Source organism: Pseudomonas sp. QD4, assembly GCF_049199125.1.
Classification (GTDB): Bacteria; Pseudomonadota; Gammaproteobacteria; order Pseudomonadales; family Pseudomonadaceae; genus Aquipseudomonas.
The window spans coordinates 167,298-182,288 of record NZ_JBLZOM010000004.1; the positions used below are offsets into that span (position 1 = coordinate 167,298).

The following is a 14,991-nucleotide window of genomic DNA, read 5'->3' on the forward strand; positions in this document are numbered from 1 at the left end:
AGTCCCTGCTCTACCTCTCTGGCAAGCGCAAATAGCGCTCCTATCCAACAGGTAACTGCAGATGATGCACTGGCATATCGTGTGTGACTTCGACGGGACCATCACCCGCACCGACGTGATCGACAACGTCCTCCAACGCTTCGCCGACCCTAGCTGGGAGAGCATCGAGCAGGAGTGGCTCGACGGTCACATCGGTTCCCGTGAGTGCCTCAGTCGCCAACTGGCGCTGGTCAAGGCGACCCCGTCCGAGCTGCTCGGGTATTTCGACAGTGTCGAAATCGACCCCGACTTTCCCGACTTCGTCGACCATGTGACCGGCCTCGGCGCCTCCATTGAAGTGGTCAGCGACGGCATCGAACAAGGCATCGCCCGGATTCTGGCGCGCAACTACGTGAGCCTGCTGCCGATCCTTGCCAACCGCCTGCGCCAGGTCGACCACAACAGCTGGCGCATCGACTTCCCCTACGCCAGCGACGCCTGCCGTGCGGCATCCGGCAACTGCAAATGCAAATCCACCCCGCGTGGCAAACGCGTGCTGGTGATCGGTGACGGCCAGTCCGACATGTGCGTGGCCTCCACCGCCGACTTCGTTTTTGCCAAGGACCGCCTGGCCGAATACTGCGAGCGCAATGCAATTCCTTATGCACGCTTCGACACCTTCGCCGAGCTGCCTGCGCTGATGGCCCAACTGCCTAACGGCAGCGCCAACGCCAATACCTTCTCCCTTGAAAATTCTGCTGAACCACAGGAACTCTTCCATCATGTCTGACATTCGCATTGCCACCGCAGAAGACCAGATCCTTCTGGAAAAAGAAGCCAAGTACTGCTCCTACGGCGACACCGTCCACTACATCGAGCCGCCGCGCATTTTCAGCCGCTGCGAAGGCTCCTACGTCTGGGACACCGAAGACCAGGCCTACCTCGACCTGCAAATGTGGTATTCGGCGGTCAACTTCGGCTACGCCAACCCGCGTCTGAACAACGCCCTGAAACAGCAGATCGACACCCTGCCGCAGATCGCCAGCCAGTACCTGCACAAAGGCAAGATCGAGCTCTCGGAAATGATCGCGGTCGATGCCAAGAAGAAATTCGGCCTCGACGGCCGCGTGCACTTCAACGTCGGCGGCTCGCAGTCCATCGAGGACTCGCTGAAAGTGGTGCGCAACGCCAGCAACGGCAAGAGCCTGATGTTCGCCTTCGAAGGCGGCTACCACGGCCGGACCCTCGGTGCCTCGTCGATCACCTCCAGCTACCGCTACCGTCGCCGCTACGGCCACTTCGGCGAGCGCGCCAACTTCATTCCGTTCCCGTACCACTTCCGTGGTCCGAAAGGCATGACCAAGGAAGAGTACGGCAGCCACTGCGTGCAGCAGTTCGCCCGGCTGTTCGAAACCGAATACAACGGTGTCTGGGACCCGAAAGTCGGCCAGAGCGAATACGCCGCGTTTTACGTCGAGCCGATCCAGGGCACCGGCGGCTACGTGATCCCGCCGATGAACTTCTACAGCGAGCTCAAGCAGGTCCTGGACCAGCACGGCATCCTGATGGTGGTCGATGAAATCCAGATGGGCTTCTGGCGCACCGGCAAGCTGTGGTCGATCGAACACTTCGACGTGCAACCCGACGTGATCGTGTTCGGCAAGGCACTGACCAACGGCTTGAACCCACTGGGCGGCATCTGGGCCAAGGAAGAATTGATCAACCCGAAAATCTTCCCGCCAGGTTCGACCCACTCCACCTTCGCCTCCAACCCATTGGGTACGGCGGTCGGCCTGGAAATGTTCAAGATGACCAGCGAAGTCGACTACGGCGCGATGGTCATGGCCAAGGGCAAATACTTCCTCGACGGCCTGCAGGAGTTGCAGAAGCGCTTCCCGATCATCGGCGATGTCGACGGCCTGGGCCTGGCCCTGCGCTGCGAAATCTGCGGCCCGGACGGCTTCACCCCGGACAAGGCGACCCTGGACTACATGGTCGAGGAAGGCATGAAGGGCGACATGCTGGTTGACGGTCGGAAACTGGGCCTGATCCTCGACGTCGGCGGCTACTACAAGAACGTGATCACCCTGGCACCGTCCCTGGAGATCAGCTACCCGGAAATCGACCTGGGCCTGAAGCTGCTTGAGCAGTTGCTGGTTCGAGCCATGAAGCGGTGAACGTGGCAGGGATCGATCTGGGTCAAGGCGACTCAGGCTTCGTTCTCGGCAATGGTCCGGTCGGGGTCCTGTTGATCCACGGCCTGACCGGCACCCCGACGGAGTTGCGTCGGGTGGCCCAGGGCCTGGCCAAGCAGGGCTGCACGGTGTACGTGCCGACCCTGGCCGGGCATTGCGGGGACAACAGCGACCTGCAGGCCACCGGCTGGCAGGACTGGTACGAGGGGGTGCGCAGAACCTTCGTCGGCGTGCGTCAGCGTCACCAGCAGGTGTTTGTCGGCGGCTTGTCCATGGGTGCAGTGATGTCGATGTACGTGGCGTCCGAGCATCCGGGTCAGGTCACCGGCCTGCTGATGTATTCGACCACCCTCAAGTACGACGGCTGGAGCATCAACAAACTGGCGTTCCTGACCCCGTTGCTGATGAAGATTCCGTTCGGCGTGCACATCTGCAGCTTCGAGGAAAAACCGCCCTACGGCATCAAGAACCAACGCCTGCGGGCTATCGTCGAGCGGCAGATGAAAGCCGGCGAGAGCAGCAATGCCGGGCTGCTGACCATGGAGGGGGTGACCGTGCGCGAACTGCATCGGATGAACGCCGTGGTGAAAAAACGCATGCCGTCGATCACCACGCCGGCCCTGGTGCTGCACTCGATCGAAGACGACATCACCAGCCGCTGGAACGCCGATTATGTGGAACGCAAACTCGGTGGCCCGGTGACCAAGATCCTCCTCGACAACTGCTATCACATGATCACAGTCGACCTGCAATACCGTCGGGTCGTGGAGTTAAGCCTCGCGTTCATCGAGCAACAGGCTCACTCGCCAGCCGTGCGCGAAGACTATCGACAGCTGGCGTAACTTAAGGACGAGACGTGATTACCGCCCAAGCCTATTCGACCATCCAGGCCATCGACCGCCGTGCCTGGAATGACTGTTTCCCGAATGCCTTGGAGGACTGGGACTATTACCTGGCGGTGGAAAACGCCGGGATCGAAGACTTCCAATGGCGCTACCTGGCGCTCTATGAAGGCTCGACCCTGGTGGCGGTGGCGCCGGCCTTCACCACCGGGTATCGGCTCGACACCACGGTCCAGGGTATCGGCAAGCGCATCACCGAGCGCCTGCAGCGCTATTGGCCGGGGCTGTTGCAACTGCGCCTGTACGCCATCGGTTCGCCGGTGGCCGAACAGTGCAATGCCGGCACCGCCAGCCATGTGCCGGTCGAACGGCGCCAGGCCTTGCTGGAACACCTGCTGCTGATCGCCCAACGCGATGCCGACGCCCTCGGCATCGGCCTGCGGGCGGTCAAGGACGCCCCCAGCAGCGATCGGCAATGGGCCGACAGCTGCCAGGCAGCAGGTTTCCAGGCGATGCCCAGCCTGCCGAGCGCGCTGCTGCCGATTCCCTTTGGTTCCATCGACGCTTACCTGGGCACCCTGGGCAAATCCACCCGCAAGGACCTGCGGCGCAAACTGCGCGCGCCGGGCCCGCGGATTGAATGGCGGCGCTCGATCGACGACGTCATGCCCGACATCATGCGGCTGTATGAGGCGACGCTGGCGCGCAGCGACCTGCAATTCGAACGCCTGCCGGCGGACTACTTCACCGGCATCCTCGAACACCTGGGCGAGCGCGCGGCCTGCGTGCTGTACTGGATCGACGAACAACTGGTGGCGTTCAACCTGATCCTCATCGACCGGCATCGGTTGATCGACAAGTTTTTCGCCCACGACCTGGACCTCACCCGGGAGCACAACCTGTACATGCGTAGCTGGCTGGCCAATGTCGACTACTGTATCGAACACAAGATTGCGCTGTACGAGTGTGGCCAGGCCGGCTACGCCAGTAAACTGCGCCTGGGCTGTTCCTTTACCGGCAATACGCTGTTCTTCCGGCATCGAAACCCCTTGCTCAACACCCTGCTCAAACTGATAAAACTGTTTGTCCGCCCGGATCGATCCGACCCCGCCATGGCTGCTGCAATAAGCGAAAGTTCATGACCAAAAAAGAACGCCGTCCCCCGCGCCCGTTTGCCATATCTCGCTGGAGCCTGCAGCGCAAGCTGGTATTGGCCTTCTGGATGGTCAGCGTGATCCCGACCATGATCGCCGCCGAGCTGGCAGCGGCCACCCTGTCGGAAATCTTCGACAGCAACGTGCGTATCTGGCTGCAGGAGTCGACCAAGATCGTCGAGGACGAGATCACCGAAATCCTCCACGACAACGCCCGTATCGCCCAGCTGTTCCTGCGCTACACCCGCCCGCCCACCGATCGCAATGCGGCCAAGCACGACAAGCTGACCGCCGACATTGCCGACTCGATGGGTATCGACGTAGTGGCGCTGATCCGCAAAAGCGACCACAAAGTGGTGTTCAGTACCGCTGCCGACAACATCGTCGGGCAGATCAGCACCGCGTCCAATGCCGTGCTGCAGACGGTCCAGGTCGGCGGCGTGGCGACCGGCGTGGTGGTCTCGACCTTCCAGACCACCCTGGATGGCATCGACTACCAGCTGCTGATCGCCACCTACCTGGATGCCAGCTTCCTCACCAGCGTGGCCGAAGTGCACTCCCTCGACCTGCGCCTGTACCTGGCCAAGGCCGACGATTTTGCCGAGATCTTCGCCACCCAGCGCTTCGAGGATCACCCCAACCGGGTGCCGGAAAAAATCGAAGCGATCCTGCGCACCACGCGCCAGCCCAGCGAACAGTTCACCAGCCGCTACAGCGGCCTGTATCGGCCGATCTTCAATGACAGCGGCGACCTGGTGGGGGTGATTTTCAGCGGCCTGCTGCGCCACAGCAGCCTGGTGGGGCTGGTCAACCAGAGCAACCTGTTCATCCTGATTTTCCTTCTCAGCTCGGCAGCCTCCCTGGCCGTCGGCTGGCTGGTCTCGCAGCGCCTGACCCGGCCCTTGCGCGGCCTGTCCAAAGGCGTGCAAGCGGTGATTGCCGGCGACTACCGACAGCGGGTACCGGTCAGCGGCGGCGATGAACTGGCCGAGTTGAGCAGCACCTTCAACCACATGACCGAGCGCCTGGGCGAGTTGCAGCACCTGGAGTCGCAACTGCGTCGCCGTGATCGACTGCATGCCCTGGGCGAGGTTGCCATGGGCCTGGCCCATGAAATCCGCAACCCGCTGGGCATCATCAAGACCGCGACCCAGTTGCTGCACCGCCGTGCCGACTTGCCCGACGGCGATAAGCGCCACCTGGAATACGTGATCAGCGAAGTCAGCCGCATCAACGACCTGATCACCGACTTCCTCGATTTCGCCAAGCCCAGCGCGCCCATGCGCTCGACCCAGCCGGCACGGCCGCTGATGGAAGAACTGATCGGCTTCTGCGAACCGGAACTGGCCCTGCACAAGATCGATGCGCGGATCGACGACCAGGCCCCGGGCGCGACCCTGTACGCCGATGCACGCCAGCTCAAGCAGGCCTGCCTGAACCTGGTCCTCAATGCCATAGACGCCATGCCCGAAGGCGGACGCCTGACCCTGGGCATCGCCCAGGACGAGGACTACACCATCATCAGCGTCACCGACACCGGGCAAGGCATCGAGCCGGACATGCTTGAACGCATCTTCACGCCGTTCGTCACCACCAAGGCCTCGGGCACCGGCCTGGGCCTGGCGAAGGTGTTCTCGATCATGGAAAACCATGACGGGCACATCGAATGCAGCAGTGAAAAAGATGCCGGCGCCACGTTCAGCCTGTACATTCCGGCCAACGGTGAAGATGACGAAGAGGACGCTGATGACGCATAACCTGCTGGTGGTCGATGACGAGCCCAAACTCTGCGACCTGCTGTCGTCGGCCCTGAGCCAGAACGGCATCCAGGTGTTTACCGCCAGCAACGGCCTGCACGCGCTCAAGGTCCTGGAGCAGGAAGACATCGACCTGGTGATCAGCGACTGGCGCATGCCCGGCATGGATGGCCCGCAACTGCTGGCCGAGATCAAGCTGCGCTACCCGCAGTTGCCGGTGATCGTGATGACCGCCTACAGCACGGTGAAAAACGCCGTGCAGTCGATGCGCGACGGCGCCTACGACTACATTGCCAAACCCTTCGATATCGACGAGCTGGACATCACCGTCAGCAAGGCCCTGCAGTTTCGCGACATCCTCAAAGACAACCAGCGCATGCGCGCCGAGCTCGACGAGCACCAGCAGATCGACAGTCTGGTGGGCGACAGCCCGACCTTTCGCCGGGTGTTGCAAGCCGTGGATTCGGTGCGTGAAAGCAGCGCCACCATCCTCCTGACCGGCGAAAGCGGCACCGGCAAGGAAATGGTTGCCCGGGCCATCCACAAGCACGGCAACCGCGCCGGCCGGCCGTTTGTGGCGGTCAACTGCGCAGCGATTCCCGAAGGGCTGCTGGAAAGCGAGATGTTCGGCCATCGCAAGGGCGCCTTCACCGGCGCCGTGGCCGACCGGGTTGGGCGTTTCCAGCAGGCTGACAAGGGCACCCTGTTTCTCGATGAAGTTGGCGACATGCCCCTGGCGTTGCAGGCCAAGATATTGCGCGCCCTGCAAGAACGAGTGATCGAACCGGTGGGCGACCCCCGCGAGCGCAAGGTCGATGTGCGGGTGATCGCCGCGACCAACAAGAACCTGCTCGAAGCGGTGGCCAACAAGGAGTTTCGCGAGGACCTCTACTACCGCCTGAATGTCTTCCCCATCCCCCTGCCCGCCCTGCGTGAGCGGGTCGAAGACATCGCGCCCCTGGCCCGCCACTTCGCCCATACCCTGGGCGCCACCGCCGGCAAACGCATCAGCGGCTTCAGCCCGCAGGCCCTGCAGGCCATGGCCAACTACAGCTGGCCGGGGAATATCCGTGAACTGCAGAACTGCGTCGAACGCGCGACCATCGTCGCCAAGGGTGCAGTGATCGAAGAGAACGACCTGCCCGATTACCTGTTCACCCCGGCACCGGCCGACAGTGCCCCGGGGGTCGCACTGAGCGCAGGGGCCAGCGTGCCCAGCGACCTGGAAGCGGCCCTGGCCGAGGTGGAAAAAGCCTACATCCTCAGCGCCCTGCAACAGAGCAATGGCGTGCAAGCCGCCGCCGCGCAATTGATCGGCATCTCCGAGCGCAGCTTCTGGTATCGCCTGAAAAAGCTCGGGATCCAGGTCGATAAAATCATTCGCTGAGCCTCAGCCTGTGGCCGCCCCTGCTCACAGCAGGTTCGGTGCGGCCAGGGGTTCGATCTGCGCCCAGTGCGAGGTGTCTTCACGGTGGGCTTGCAGGTACGGCAGCACCGCCGCCAGCAACGGCGCCTTGAACGCCTCCTGGAAACGATGGGCCAGCCCCGGGATCAGCTTCAATTGGCTGCCCTGGATATGCGCGGCCAGGTGCACGCCGTGCATCACCGGTAGCAGCGGGTCGGCGGTGCCGTGCACCACCAGGGTCGGCACCCGCAATTGGTTGAGCAGGGTGACCCGACTCGGCTCGGCGAGGATCGCCATGATCTGACGCTTCACGCCTTCGGGGTTGAATGCACGGTCGTAGGACTCCGCAGCCTGGTGCAACAGCACCTGGCGATCGTCACTGACTTCGGGGCTGCCCAGGGCCGCCAGTAAATCGGCCTGCTGCTCCAGGGCCACCGCGCGGTTTGGCGCACCGCGTCGCGAGAGCAACTGCACCAGCGCCGCATTGGGCGCGGGCAGGCCTTCGGCGCCGGAGCTGGTCATGATCAAGGTCAGGCTTTCCACCCGCTGCGGCGCCATGGCCGCCAGGTGCTGGGCGATCATCCCGCCCATGCTCGCGCCCAGCACATGAAACTGCTCGATATGCAGGGCATTCATCAGGCCCAGGGCATCGTCGGCCATGTCCGTCAGGGTGTAAGGCGCCGCCACCGGCAGGCCGAGCTTGTAGCGCAGGACCTCGAAGGTCAGGTTGGCGCTGTCCGGCACCTGGCGCCAGGTGGACAGGCCCACGTCGCGGTTGTCATAGCGGATCACCCGAAACCCCTGCTGACACAAGGCGACCACCACCTCGTCGGGCCAGTGGATCAGTTGCCCGCCCAGGCCCATCACCAGCAATAACGCCGGGTCCGAGGCACGGCCGATACTCTGGTACGCCAGGCTGACCTGCTCCAGTTCGACCCGTTGGGTGGGGACATTGACGTCGCAACGCGAAGCGCCAAAAGACAACTGGCCGAGCGTCAGCCCGGCCAGCAACAGCATCATTGAAAAGAATCGTACCCGCATGAACAAACACCGAAACGCAGAACCCCAGTAGAGCGCGAGTCTGATGAAGTCTGTTCAAGCGCGCTGCCACAGTTGCGTGACAGTTTGATGAAGATTGCCCAGCGGTCGTCTTTCGACGACACCTTGTAGCCGCTGCCGATAGGCTCGGGCCGAGTTCGGACGCTGGCCCGTACCGGCGCCGGTGTTCCAACGGGTGTAATCAACCCAACTGGCTGCGCAGTTGCCGGGCGGCGGCGACCATGTTGATCAGGGCCGCTTCGGTCTCGGGCCAGGCGCGGGTTTTCAGGCCGCAGTCCGGGTTGACCCACAACCGTTCGGCAGGGATGCGTTTGACCGCCTTTCTCATCAGCTTGACCATTTCCGCGGTGTCCGGCACCCGTGGCGAGTGAATGTCATACACCCCTGGCCCGATGTCGTTGGGGTAGTCGAACGCCTTGAACGCCTCCAGCAGCTCCATGTCCGAGCGCGAGGTCTCGATGGTGATCACGTCGGCGTCCATGGCGGCAATCGACTGGATCACGTCGTTGAATTCGCTGTAGCACATATGGGTGTGGATCTGCGTCTGGTCCTGCACCCCGCTGGCACTGAGGCGGAACGCCTGCACCGCCCAGTCCAGGTACTCCTGCCACTGCGCCCGGCGCAGGGGCAGGCCTTCGCGGAACGCCGCTTCGTCGATCTGCACGATCTTGATCCCGGCGGCTTCCAGGTCCAGCACTTCATCCCGCAGGGCCAGGGCCAGTTGCTGCGCCTGCACCTTGCGCGACACATCTTCGCGGGGGAAAGACCACATCAGCATGGTCACGGGACCGGTGAGCATGCCTTTCATCACCTTGTCGGTCAGGCTCTGCGCGTATTGAATCCAGTCCACGGTCATGGCCTTGGGCCGACTCAGGTCACCGTAGATCACCGCCGGTTTCACACAGCGCGAACCGTAGCTCTGGACCCAGCCGAAGCGGGTGAACAGATACCCGTCCAGTTGCTCGGCAAAGTACTCGACCATGTCATTGCGCTCAGCCTCGCCGTGCACCAGCACATCCAGCCCCAGCCGCTCCTGGACCTCCACCGCGTGGCGGATCTCGCTGTGCATGGCATCGGTGTAGTCGTTGGCCGACAACTTGCCCTGCTTGTAGGACTGGCGCGCCAGGCGGATCGAGGCGGTCTGCGGGAAGGAGCCAATGGTGGTGGTCGGGAACAGCGGCAACTGCAAGCGTGCGCGCTGCACGTCGATGCGCCGGGCAAAGGGTGACTGGCGCTGGCTGTCGGCCTCGCGGATCGCGGCGATGCGGGCCTGGACCTGGGCCTTGTGGATACGCGGCGAACGCGCCCGGCTGGCCTGTACTTCACGACTTTGGGCCAAGGCAGACTGAACGCTGGCGGCCTGTGGATCGTTCAGCGCATCACGCAGCACGGCAATTTCGCCACACTTCTGCACGGCAAACGCCAGCCAGCTCTTCAACTCGGTATCGAGCTGGTCTTCACGCCCCAGATCCACCGGGCTGTGCAGCAACGAGCAGGAACTGCTGACCCAGAGGTTGTCGCCGAAACGTTCCTGGGCCACTTGCAGTTGCTCCAGGGCCTGCTCCAGCTCGCAGCGCCAGACGTTGCGCCCGTTGACCAGGCCCACCGACAGAATCTTGTAGGTCGGCAGGCGATCCAGTACCTGGCCCAATTGCTCCGGGGCCCGCACGGCGTCGATGTGCAGGCCGTCCACCGGCAGGCCGACGGCCAGGCCAAGGTTGTCTTCCAGGCCGCTGAAGTAGGTCGCCACCAGTTTTTTCAGCGGTGAGTATTGAAGGATGTGATAGGCGCGCTCGAAGGCACTTTTCCATTCCAGGGGCAGGTCCAGGGTCAGGATCGGCTCGTCGATCTGCACCCATTCCACGCCCTGGGCCTGAAGCCGCTTGAAGATTTCGCCGTACAGCGGCAGCAGGCGCTCCAGCAGCGTGAGTTTGTCGAACTCATTGCCCTTGGCCTTGCCCAGCCACAAGTAGGTCAGCGGGCCGATGATCACCGGTTTGACCTGGTGACCCAAGGCGTGGGCTTCGTCGACTTCGTCGAACAGCTGGTTCCAGCTCAGGCTGAACCCTTGGTCAGCGCTGAATTCCGGGACCAGGTAGTGGTAGTTGGTGTCGAACCACTTGGTCAGTTCCTGGGCGTATTGCGCCTGGCCATGCTCGCCGCCGCAGCAGCCGGTGGTGGCGCCGCGGGCCATGGCGAACAGGGTGTCGAGGGTCGGCAGGCCCTGGCCGTCCTGGGTGCTGGCAAAACGCTCGGGAATCACGCCGAAGCTCAGTGAATGGGTGAGCACCTGGTCGTACCAGGCGAAATCGCCCACCGGCAGCAAATCGATGCCTGCGGCTTTCTGCAACTGCCAGTGCCGGGCCCGCAACTCACGGCCGACGCTCAGCAAGGCGCTCTGTTCAAGGTCGCCCTTCCAATAGGATTCGAGGGCTTTTTTCAGTTCGCGGTCAGCGCCGATACGTGGAAAACCGAGGGTGTGGGCCAAGGCCATGAGGTGTTCCTCCCTGTAAAAGATGGCGCCATTGTCGACAGCCAGCCCAACATGAGACAAACTCAACCTTTTCGTGTTGATCACAAAATTTACTCATGGAGAACCTGGTGCTCGAAATCCGTCACCTGAAGACCCTGCACGCCCTGCGTGAATCCGACAGCCTGGTGGAAGCCGCCGAGCGCCTGCACCTGACCCAGTCGGCCTTGTCCCACCAGTTCAAGGAACTGGAAGAGCGCATGGGCATGCCATTGTTCGTGCGCAAGACCAAGCCGGTACGCTTCACCAGCGCCGGCCTGCGCCTGCTGCAACTGGCCGATGCCACCCTGCCCCTGCTGCGCGGCGCCGAGCGTGATATCGCGCGCCTGGCCGGCGGCACCGCCGGACGCCTGCACATGGCCATTGAGTGCCACAGCTGCTTCCAGTGGTTGATGCCGACCATCGACCAGTTCCGCGACGCCTGGCCGGAAGTCGAACTGGACCTGGCGTCGGGGTTTTCCTTTGCGCCCTTGCCAGCCCTGGCCCGGGGCGACCTGGACCTGGTGGTGACCTCCGACCCGCTGGAACTGGCGGGCATCACCTACGTGCCGCTGTTCACCTACGAAGCCATGCTCGCGGTAGCCAACCAGCACTCGCTGGCAAGCAAGGCCTACATCGTGCCCGAGGACCTGATCAACGAAACCCTGATCACCTACCCGGTCGAACGCGATCGTCTGGATATCTTCACCCGCTTCCTGGAGCCAGCGGACGTCGAGCCGGCGCAAGTGCGCACCTCGGAACTGACGGTGATGATGATGCAACTGGTGGCCAGTGGGCGCGGCGTGTGCGGCATGCCCCATTGGGCGCTGCATGAATACAGCTCGCGGGGTTACGTCAAGGCCAAGCGCCTTGGGGACAAGGGCTTGTTCGCCACGCTGTATGCGGCGATTCGCGCCGACATGCTGGATGCGCCCTACATGCGCGACTTCCTGCTGACGGCCAAGGACACCTCGTTCTCGACCCTGGACGGGGTCAGCGCCGTTCGCTGATCCGGGCATTTCCGGTGGCGCGGTGTGCGGCGGGTGCCGCTAAAGCTCGCGGGCTTCGCGGCACATATGGATTTTGTCGAAGTAGTCATCGCCGACCCGCACTGCCAGGGATTCGAGGCCTGACTGCATAAAACCGCAGCGACGATACAAAGCGATGGCCGCGTCGCTGCCGGCGGTCACGGTCAGCTGAATCAGGCGCACCTGCGGCTGCTCGCGCGCCTCGGCGAGAACCCCCTGCACCAGTTGGTAGCCCACCCCGCCTTGACGCCAGGCCTGGCTCACATACAGACCGAACAGGGTCGCCTTGTGCCGGGCGTGCGCCTCAAGCTCCAGGGCCAGGCCGACAATCCCCACCAGCACCTCGCCCTCGAACGCCCCCAGCAGCAGGTCCAACTCATCGTCCAGGCGCGCCGCCCACCAGGCCAGGGGGATCGCCGCACGGTCGCCGATGCTGGAGGCAAACGCCTGGGGATGGCGCGCGTAGGCTTCCAGGGACAACGCCCGATATTGCGCGGCGTGGCGCCCGTTCAGACGCTGGATAAGCACGTCGCTCACGGCGGGCTCAGGTTCCGCGACCCGGCGCGGGCAGCAGGCGCAAGACCGGGGCGGCCAGTAGCGTCAGCAATGAAGCGGCGGCGAAGATCAGGTCATCGTGGCGTGAAATCATGGCAATCCTCGGCGAGGGCCCAGGTCAGGCCGGGGGTGTCAGCGAGGCACGATAAAACGGTAGGATCAGATCCCTTGTCAATGGCGCCAGGTGCAGGTTGATATCACTGTGCGGGTCGACCCAGCACACCTCCTCGATTTCTGCAGCCGGGGCCACTTCGGCGTCGATCTCCAGCAAAAACACCTCGGCCTGCACCACGTAACCGGGCTCGTTGGCCGCGGGCGCCGAGAACTGGCCGAGAAAGCGCGCCTGGGCCGGATCCACCTGCAAGCCCAGTTCCTCCTCCAACTCCCGCGCCAGGGCGACGGCCGGTGATTCGCGGGCTTCGATCTTGCCCCCCGCCTGCATAAAGGCCTGGGTTCCGCGCTTGCGTACCAGCAGCGTGCGGCCATCCGGCCTGAGCAGGAGGCCGGCGGCGATGTGAATAATGGCGTTCTTGGAGTCGGTGCAGGCAGTCATGGGAGCGGGTCGGCCTTGAATGAAAGGCACAAGGATCCCACGCACGGCCCCTTCGCGTCACGGCGCCAGGGCTGGTTTTTCGCTGCCGGACTGCTCCTGGGCCACCCTGACAAATACGCTGTAGCGCGCGCCCTCCATGGTCTCGAAGGCAATCAGCTTGTCCACCAGGGGCAGGTTGAGCACCTTGCCGGCATTGAGCAGGAGCATGCCGTTGTCGGCGTTCAGGTTGCGCGCCAGCAGCATTCCGGCTTGCAGTTCCCGGGTGCCGAGAACCTTGACCGAGGGGTCGCCCAGGGTCACGTCCGTGAGGTAGACCGCGCACACCTGGACAAAGTCTTCGACCAACTGCGGGTCATAGAACTTGCCCGCGTACTTGCGGATAAACACCAGGGCCTCGTCGCTGTTCATCTGCCGCTCGAGGATCAGCCCGCGCTGCAATTCGATGAAATCCACCGCCAGCTTGAGCAAGCGCGAGCCAAAGGGGATGGCTTCGCCCTTGAGGTGATCGGGGAAGCCGCTGCCGTCCCAGTGCTCCTGATGGTGAAGAATCAGCCGGGCCGCATCCTGCATCGGCTCCAGGGTCATCAACAATGATTCGCTCTGCTTCGGATAGGTACGGTACAGCTCGCGGTCGTGGTGGTGCATCAGGTCCGCCGGGGACCTCATCATGCTGTCGCTCCAGCTCAACTTGCCGATGTTGTACAGCGCGGCAGCCATGGCCAGGTCCCGACTGCTGCCTTCGTCCAGGGCGTGCACCCTGCAGTAGGCGCGCACCAGCTCGATGATCTGGCGGTTGGTCTGCTTGGCCGGTGGCAGGCGCTGGTTGACCAGCAGCGAGAACAGCTCGGTGCCGGTGGCATAACTGTGCTTGAGCTCCTCATAGGCCAGGTCGAGCATGTCGGCGGTCTGCTGCAGCTCGGCGGTGCGGGCGGCGACGCGTTTTTCCAGCTGGCTATTGAGGGCCCTGAGTTCGCCGTTGCGGGTTTGCGCGAGGGTTTCCAGGCGCTGGCGCTCACGCTCGCTGTGCTGATGGGCCAGGGCCTGGCGCAGGGTCAGCAGCATCTCCTGGTCGTTCCAGGGTTTGCTCAGGTAGCGGTAGATCTGGCCTTCATTGATCGCCTTGACGATCAGCGCCAGGTCCGGATCGCCGGTCAGCAGAATGCGAATGGTCTGGGGATAGTCCTGATGAATGCGCGCCAGCAGGCTGGCACCGTCCATCTGCGCCAGGTGCGCGGCGCTCATGACCAGGTCGATCGGGTGCTGCGCCATCAGCTCCAGGGCCTGGGCGCTGCCATGGGCCAGGTAAAGGTGGTAGGGCTCTTCACTCAGCAGTTCAGCCAGGCTGGTGAGAACCGAATCTTGCTCGTCAACCAGCAGCACGCCGGACGCTGGTGTGGAAATGGCAACGCTGTGCTCACCCATGGCGACACCTCGGGTCAACATCGATGCACTGATCCTTATTGGAAGGGCAACAGCAATCCGTGTTGTTTGAGCTAAGCGTAGCCAGGTTTCGGCAAGCAATGATGGCTTTTTAATACCACTGATCCGCACGCCCGAGCGCACTGCTGCCACCGCAGTGCTCCCGGGGCAACTGGTTCAGGCGTTCTTGCCGCCCGAACCGAAGGACGCAAAACGCTTGTTGAAACCGGCGATACGGCCTTCGGACTGGGTCTTGCGCTGCTGGCCGGTGTACACCGGGTGCGAGGCGCTGGACACGTCCAGGGTCACATAGGGGTAGGTCTGGCCATCGCTGTGGGCCAGGGTGCGATCGGTGTCGACAGTGGAGCCGATCAAAAAGAACACATCGGCTGCGGTGTCGTGGAACAGCACGGTGCGGTAGGCGGGGTGGATTCCAGGTTTCATCTGTGGCCTCCGAGGGCTTGGCATGTGATTAATACGTTATACAGTAACATATAGCGCTCACCCAAACGAGAACCGATTGCAATAAGCGCCAA

The 14,991-nt window shown here is 63.1% G+C and carries 13 protein-coding genes; 7 read left to right on the plus strand and 6 right to left on the minus strand.

Annotated features, from left to right (window positions below; genetic code table 11):
* Positions 1-61: 61 nt before the first annotated feature.
* The 6 genes from ACOZJV_RS23760 to ACOZJV_RS23785 are packed head-to-tail and all read left to right on the plus strand — an operon-like array spanning position 62 to position 7,314.
* Complete coding sequence (locus tag ACOZJV_RS23760) at positions 62-769, plus strand: MtnX-like HAD-IB family phosphatase (protein WP_201127655.1); 708 nt, start codon at positions 62-64, stop codon at positions 767-769.
* The gene (locus ACOZJV_RS23765) at positions 762-2,156 is read left to right on the plus strand and encodes an aspartate aminotransferase family protein (protein ID WP_078471944.1); all 1,395 of its coding nucleotides are present in this window, start codon (positions 762-764) and stop codon (positions 2,154-2,156) included. Before ACOZJV_RS23760 ends, ACOZJV_RS23765 begins: the two co-directional genes overlap by 8 nt.
* The gene (locus ACOZJV_RS23770) at positions 2,153-3,016 is read left to right on the plus strand and encodes an alpha/beta hydrolase (protein WP_421548644.1); all 864 of its coding nucleotides are present in this window, start codon (positions 2,153-2,155) and stop codon (positions 3,014-3,016) included. Before ACOZJV_RS23765 ends, ACOZJV_RS23770 begins: the two co-directional genes overlap by 4 nt.
* A gap of 14 nt (positions 3,017-3,030) precedes the next feature.
* Positions 3,031-4,158, plus strand: coding sequence for a GNAT family N-acetyltransferase (locus tag ACOZJV_RS23775; protein WP_078471946.1), 1,128 nt, complete (start codon positions 3,031-3,033; stop codon positions 4,156-4,158).
* On the plus strand, positions 4,155-5,927 hold the full coding sequence (locus ACOZJV_RS23780) for a sensor histidine kinase (protein WP_078471947.1): 1,773 nt from the start codon (positions 4,155-4,157) through the stop codon (positions 5,925-5,927). Before ACOZJV_RS23775 ends, ACOZJV_RS23780 begins: the two co-directional genes overlap by 4 nt.
* Positions 5,917-7,314, plus strand: coding sequence for a sigma-54-dependent transcriptional regulator (locus ACOZJV_RS23785; protein ID WP_201127661.1), 1,398 nt, complete (start codon positions 5,917-5,919; stop codon positions 7,312-7,314). The genes ACOZJV_RS23780 and ACOZJV_RS23785 overlap by 11 nt, the downstream gene beginning before the upstream one ends.
* A 24-nt stretch (positions 7,315-7,338) precedes the next feature.
* Here the strand turns inward: ACOZJV_RS23785 and ACOZJV_RS23790 are convergent, their stop codons facing one another.
* Both ACOZJV_RS23790 and metE read right to left on the minus strand, forming a co-directional pair.
* Entirely contained in the window at positions 7,339-8,352 is a 1,014-nt protein-coding gene (locus tag ACOZJV_RS23790; RefSeq protein ID WP_178102976.1) for an alpha/beta fold hydrolase, read from the minus strand.
* A 220-nt stretch (positions 8,353-8,572) separates the two neighbouring features.
* On the minus strand, positions 8,573-10,885 hold the full coding sequence (metE, locus tag ACOZJV_RS23795) for a 5-methyltetrahydropteroyltriglutamate--homocysteine S-methyltransferase (protein WP_421548645.1): 2,313 nt from the start codon (positions 10,883-10,885) through the stop codon (positions 8,573-8,575).
* Between the two features lie 107 nt (positions 10,886-10,992).
* Here metE and metR point away from each other — a divergent pair, with 107 nt between their 5' ends.
* Positions 10,993-11,910, plus strand: coding sequence for a transcriptional regulator MetR (gene metR, locus ACOZJV_RS23800; RefSeq protein ID WP_078472054.1), 918 nt, complete (start codon positions 10,993-10,995; stop codon positions 11,908-11,910).
* Between the two features lie 39 nt (positions 11,911-11,949).
* On the opposite strand, the gene ACOZJV_RS23805 is transcribed toward metR, so the two are convergent.
* The 4 genes from ACOZJV_RS23805 to ACOZJV_RS23820 all read right to left on the minus strand — a co-directional run bounded on the left by ACOZJV_RS23805 (position 11,950) and on the right by ACOZJV_RS23820 (position 14,899).
* On the minus strand, positions 11,950-12,456 hold the full coding sequence (locus ACOZJV_RS23805; protein WP_201132059.1) for a GNAT family N-acetyltransferase: 507 nt from the start codon (positions 12,454-12,456) through the stop codon (positions 11,950-11,952).
* A gap of 145 nt (positions 12,457-12,601) precedes the next feature.
* Positions 12,602-13,036 carry an NUDIX hydrolase gene (locus ACOZJV_RS23810; protein ID WP_201127664.1) on the minus strand — a complete coding sequence of 145 codons (435 nt, stop codon included), beginning with the start codon at positions 13,034-13,036 and terminating at the stop codon, positions 12,602-12,604.
* Positions 13,037-13,093: 57 nt separating this feature from the next.
* Positions 13,094-14,458: an HD domain-containing phosphohydrolase gene (locus tag ACOZJV_RS23815; RefSeq protein ID WP_421548803.1), complete on the minus strand. Its 1,365-nt coding sequence runs from the start codon at positions 14,456-14,458 to the stop codon at positions 13,094-13,096.
* Between the two features lie 174 nt (positions 14,459-14,632).
* On the minus strand, positions 14,633-14,899 hold the full coding sequence (locus ACOZJV_RS23820; protein ID WP_201127672.1) for a type B 50S ribosomal protein L31: 267 nt from the start codon (positions 14,897-14,899) through the stop codon (positions 14,633-14,635).
* Positions 14,900-14,991 lie beyond the last annotated feature (92 nt).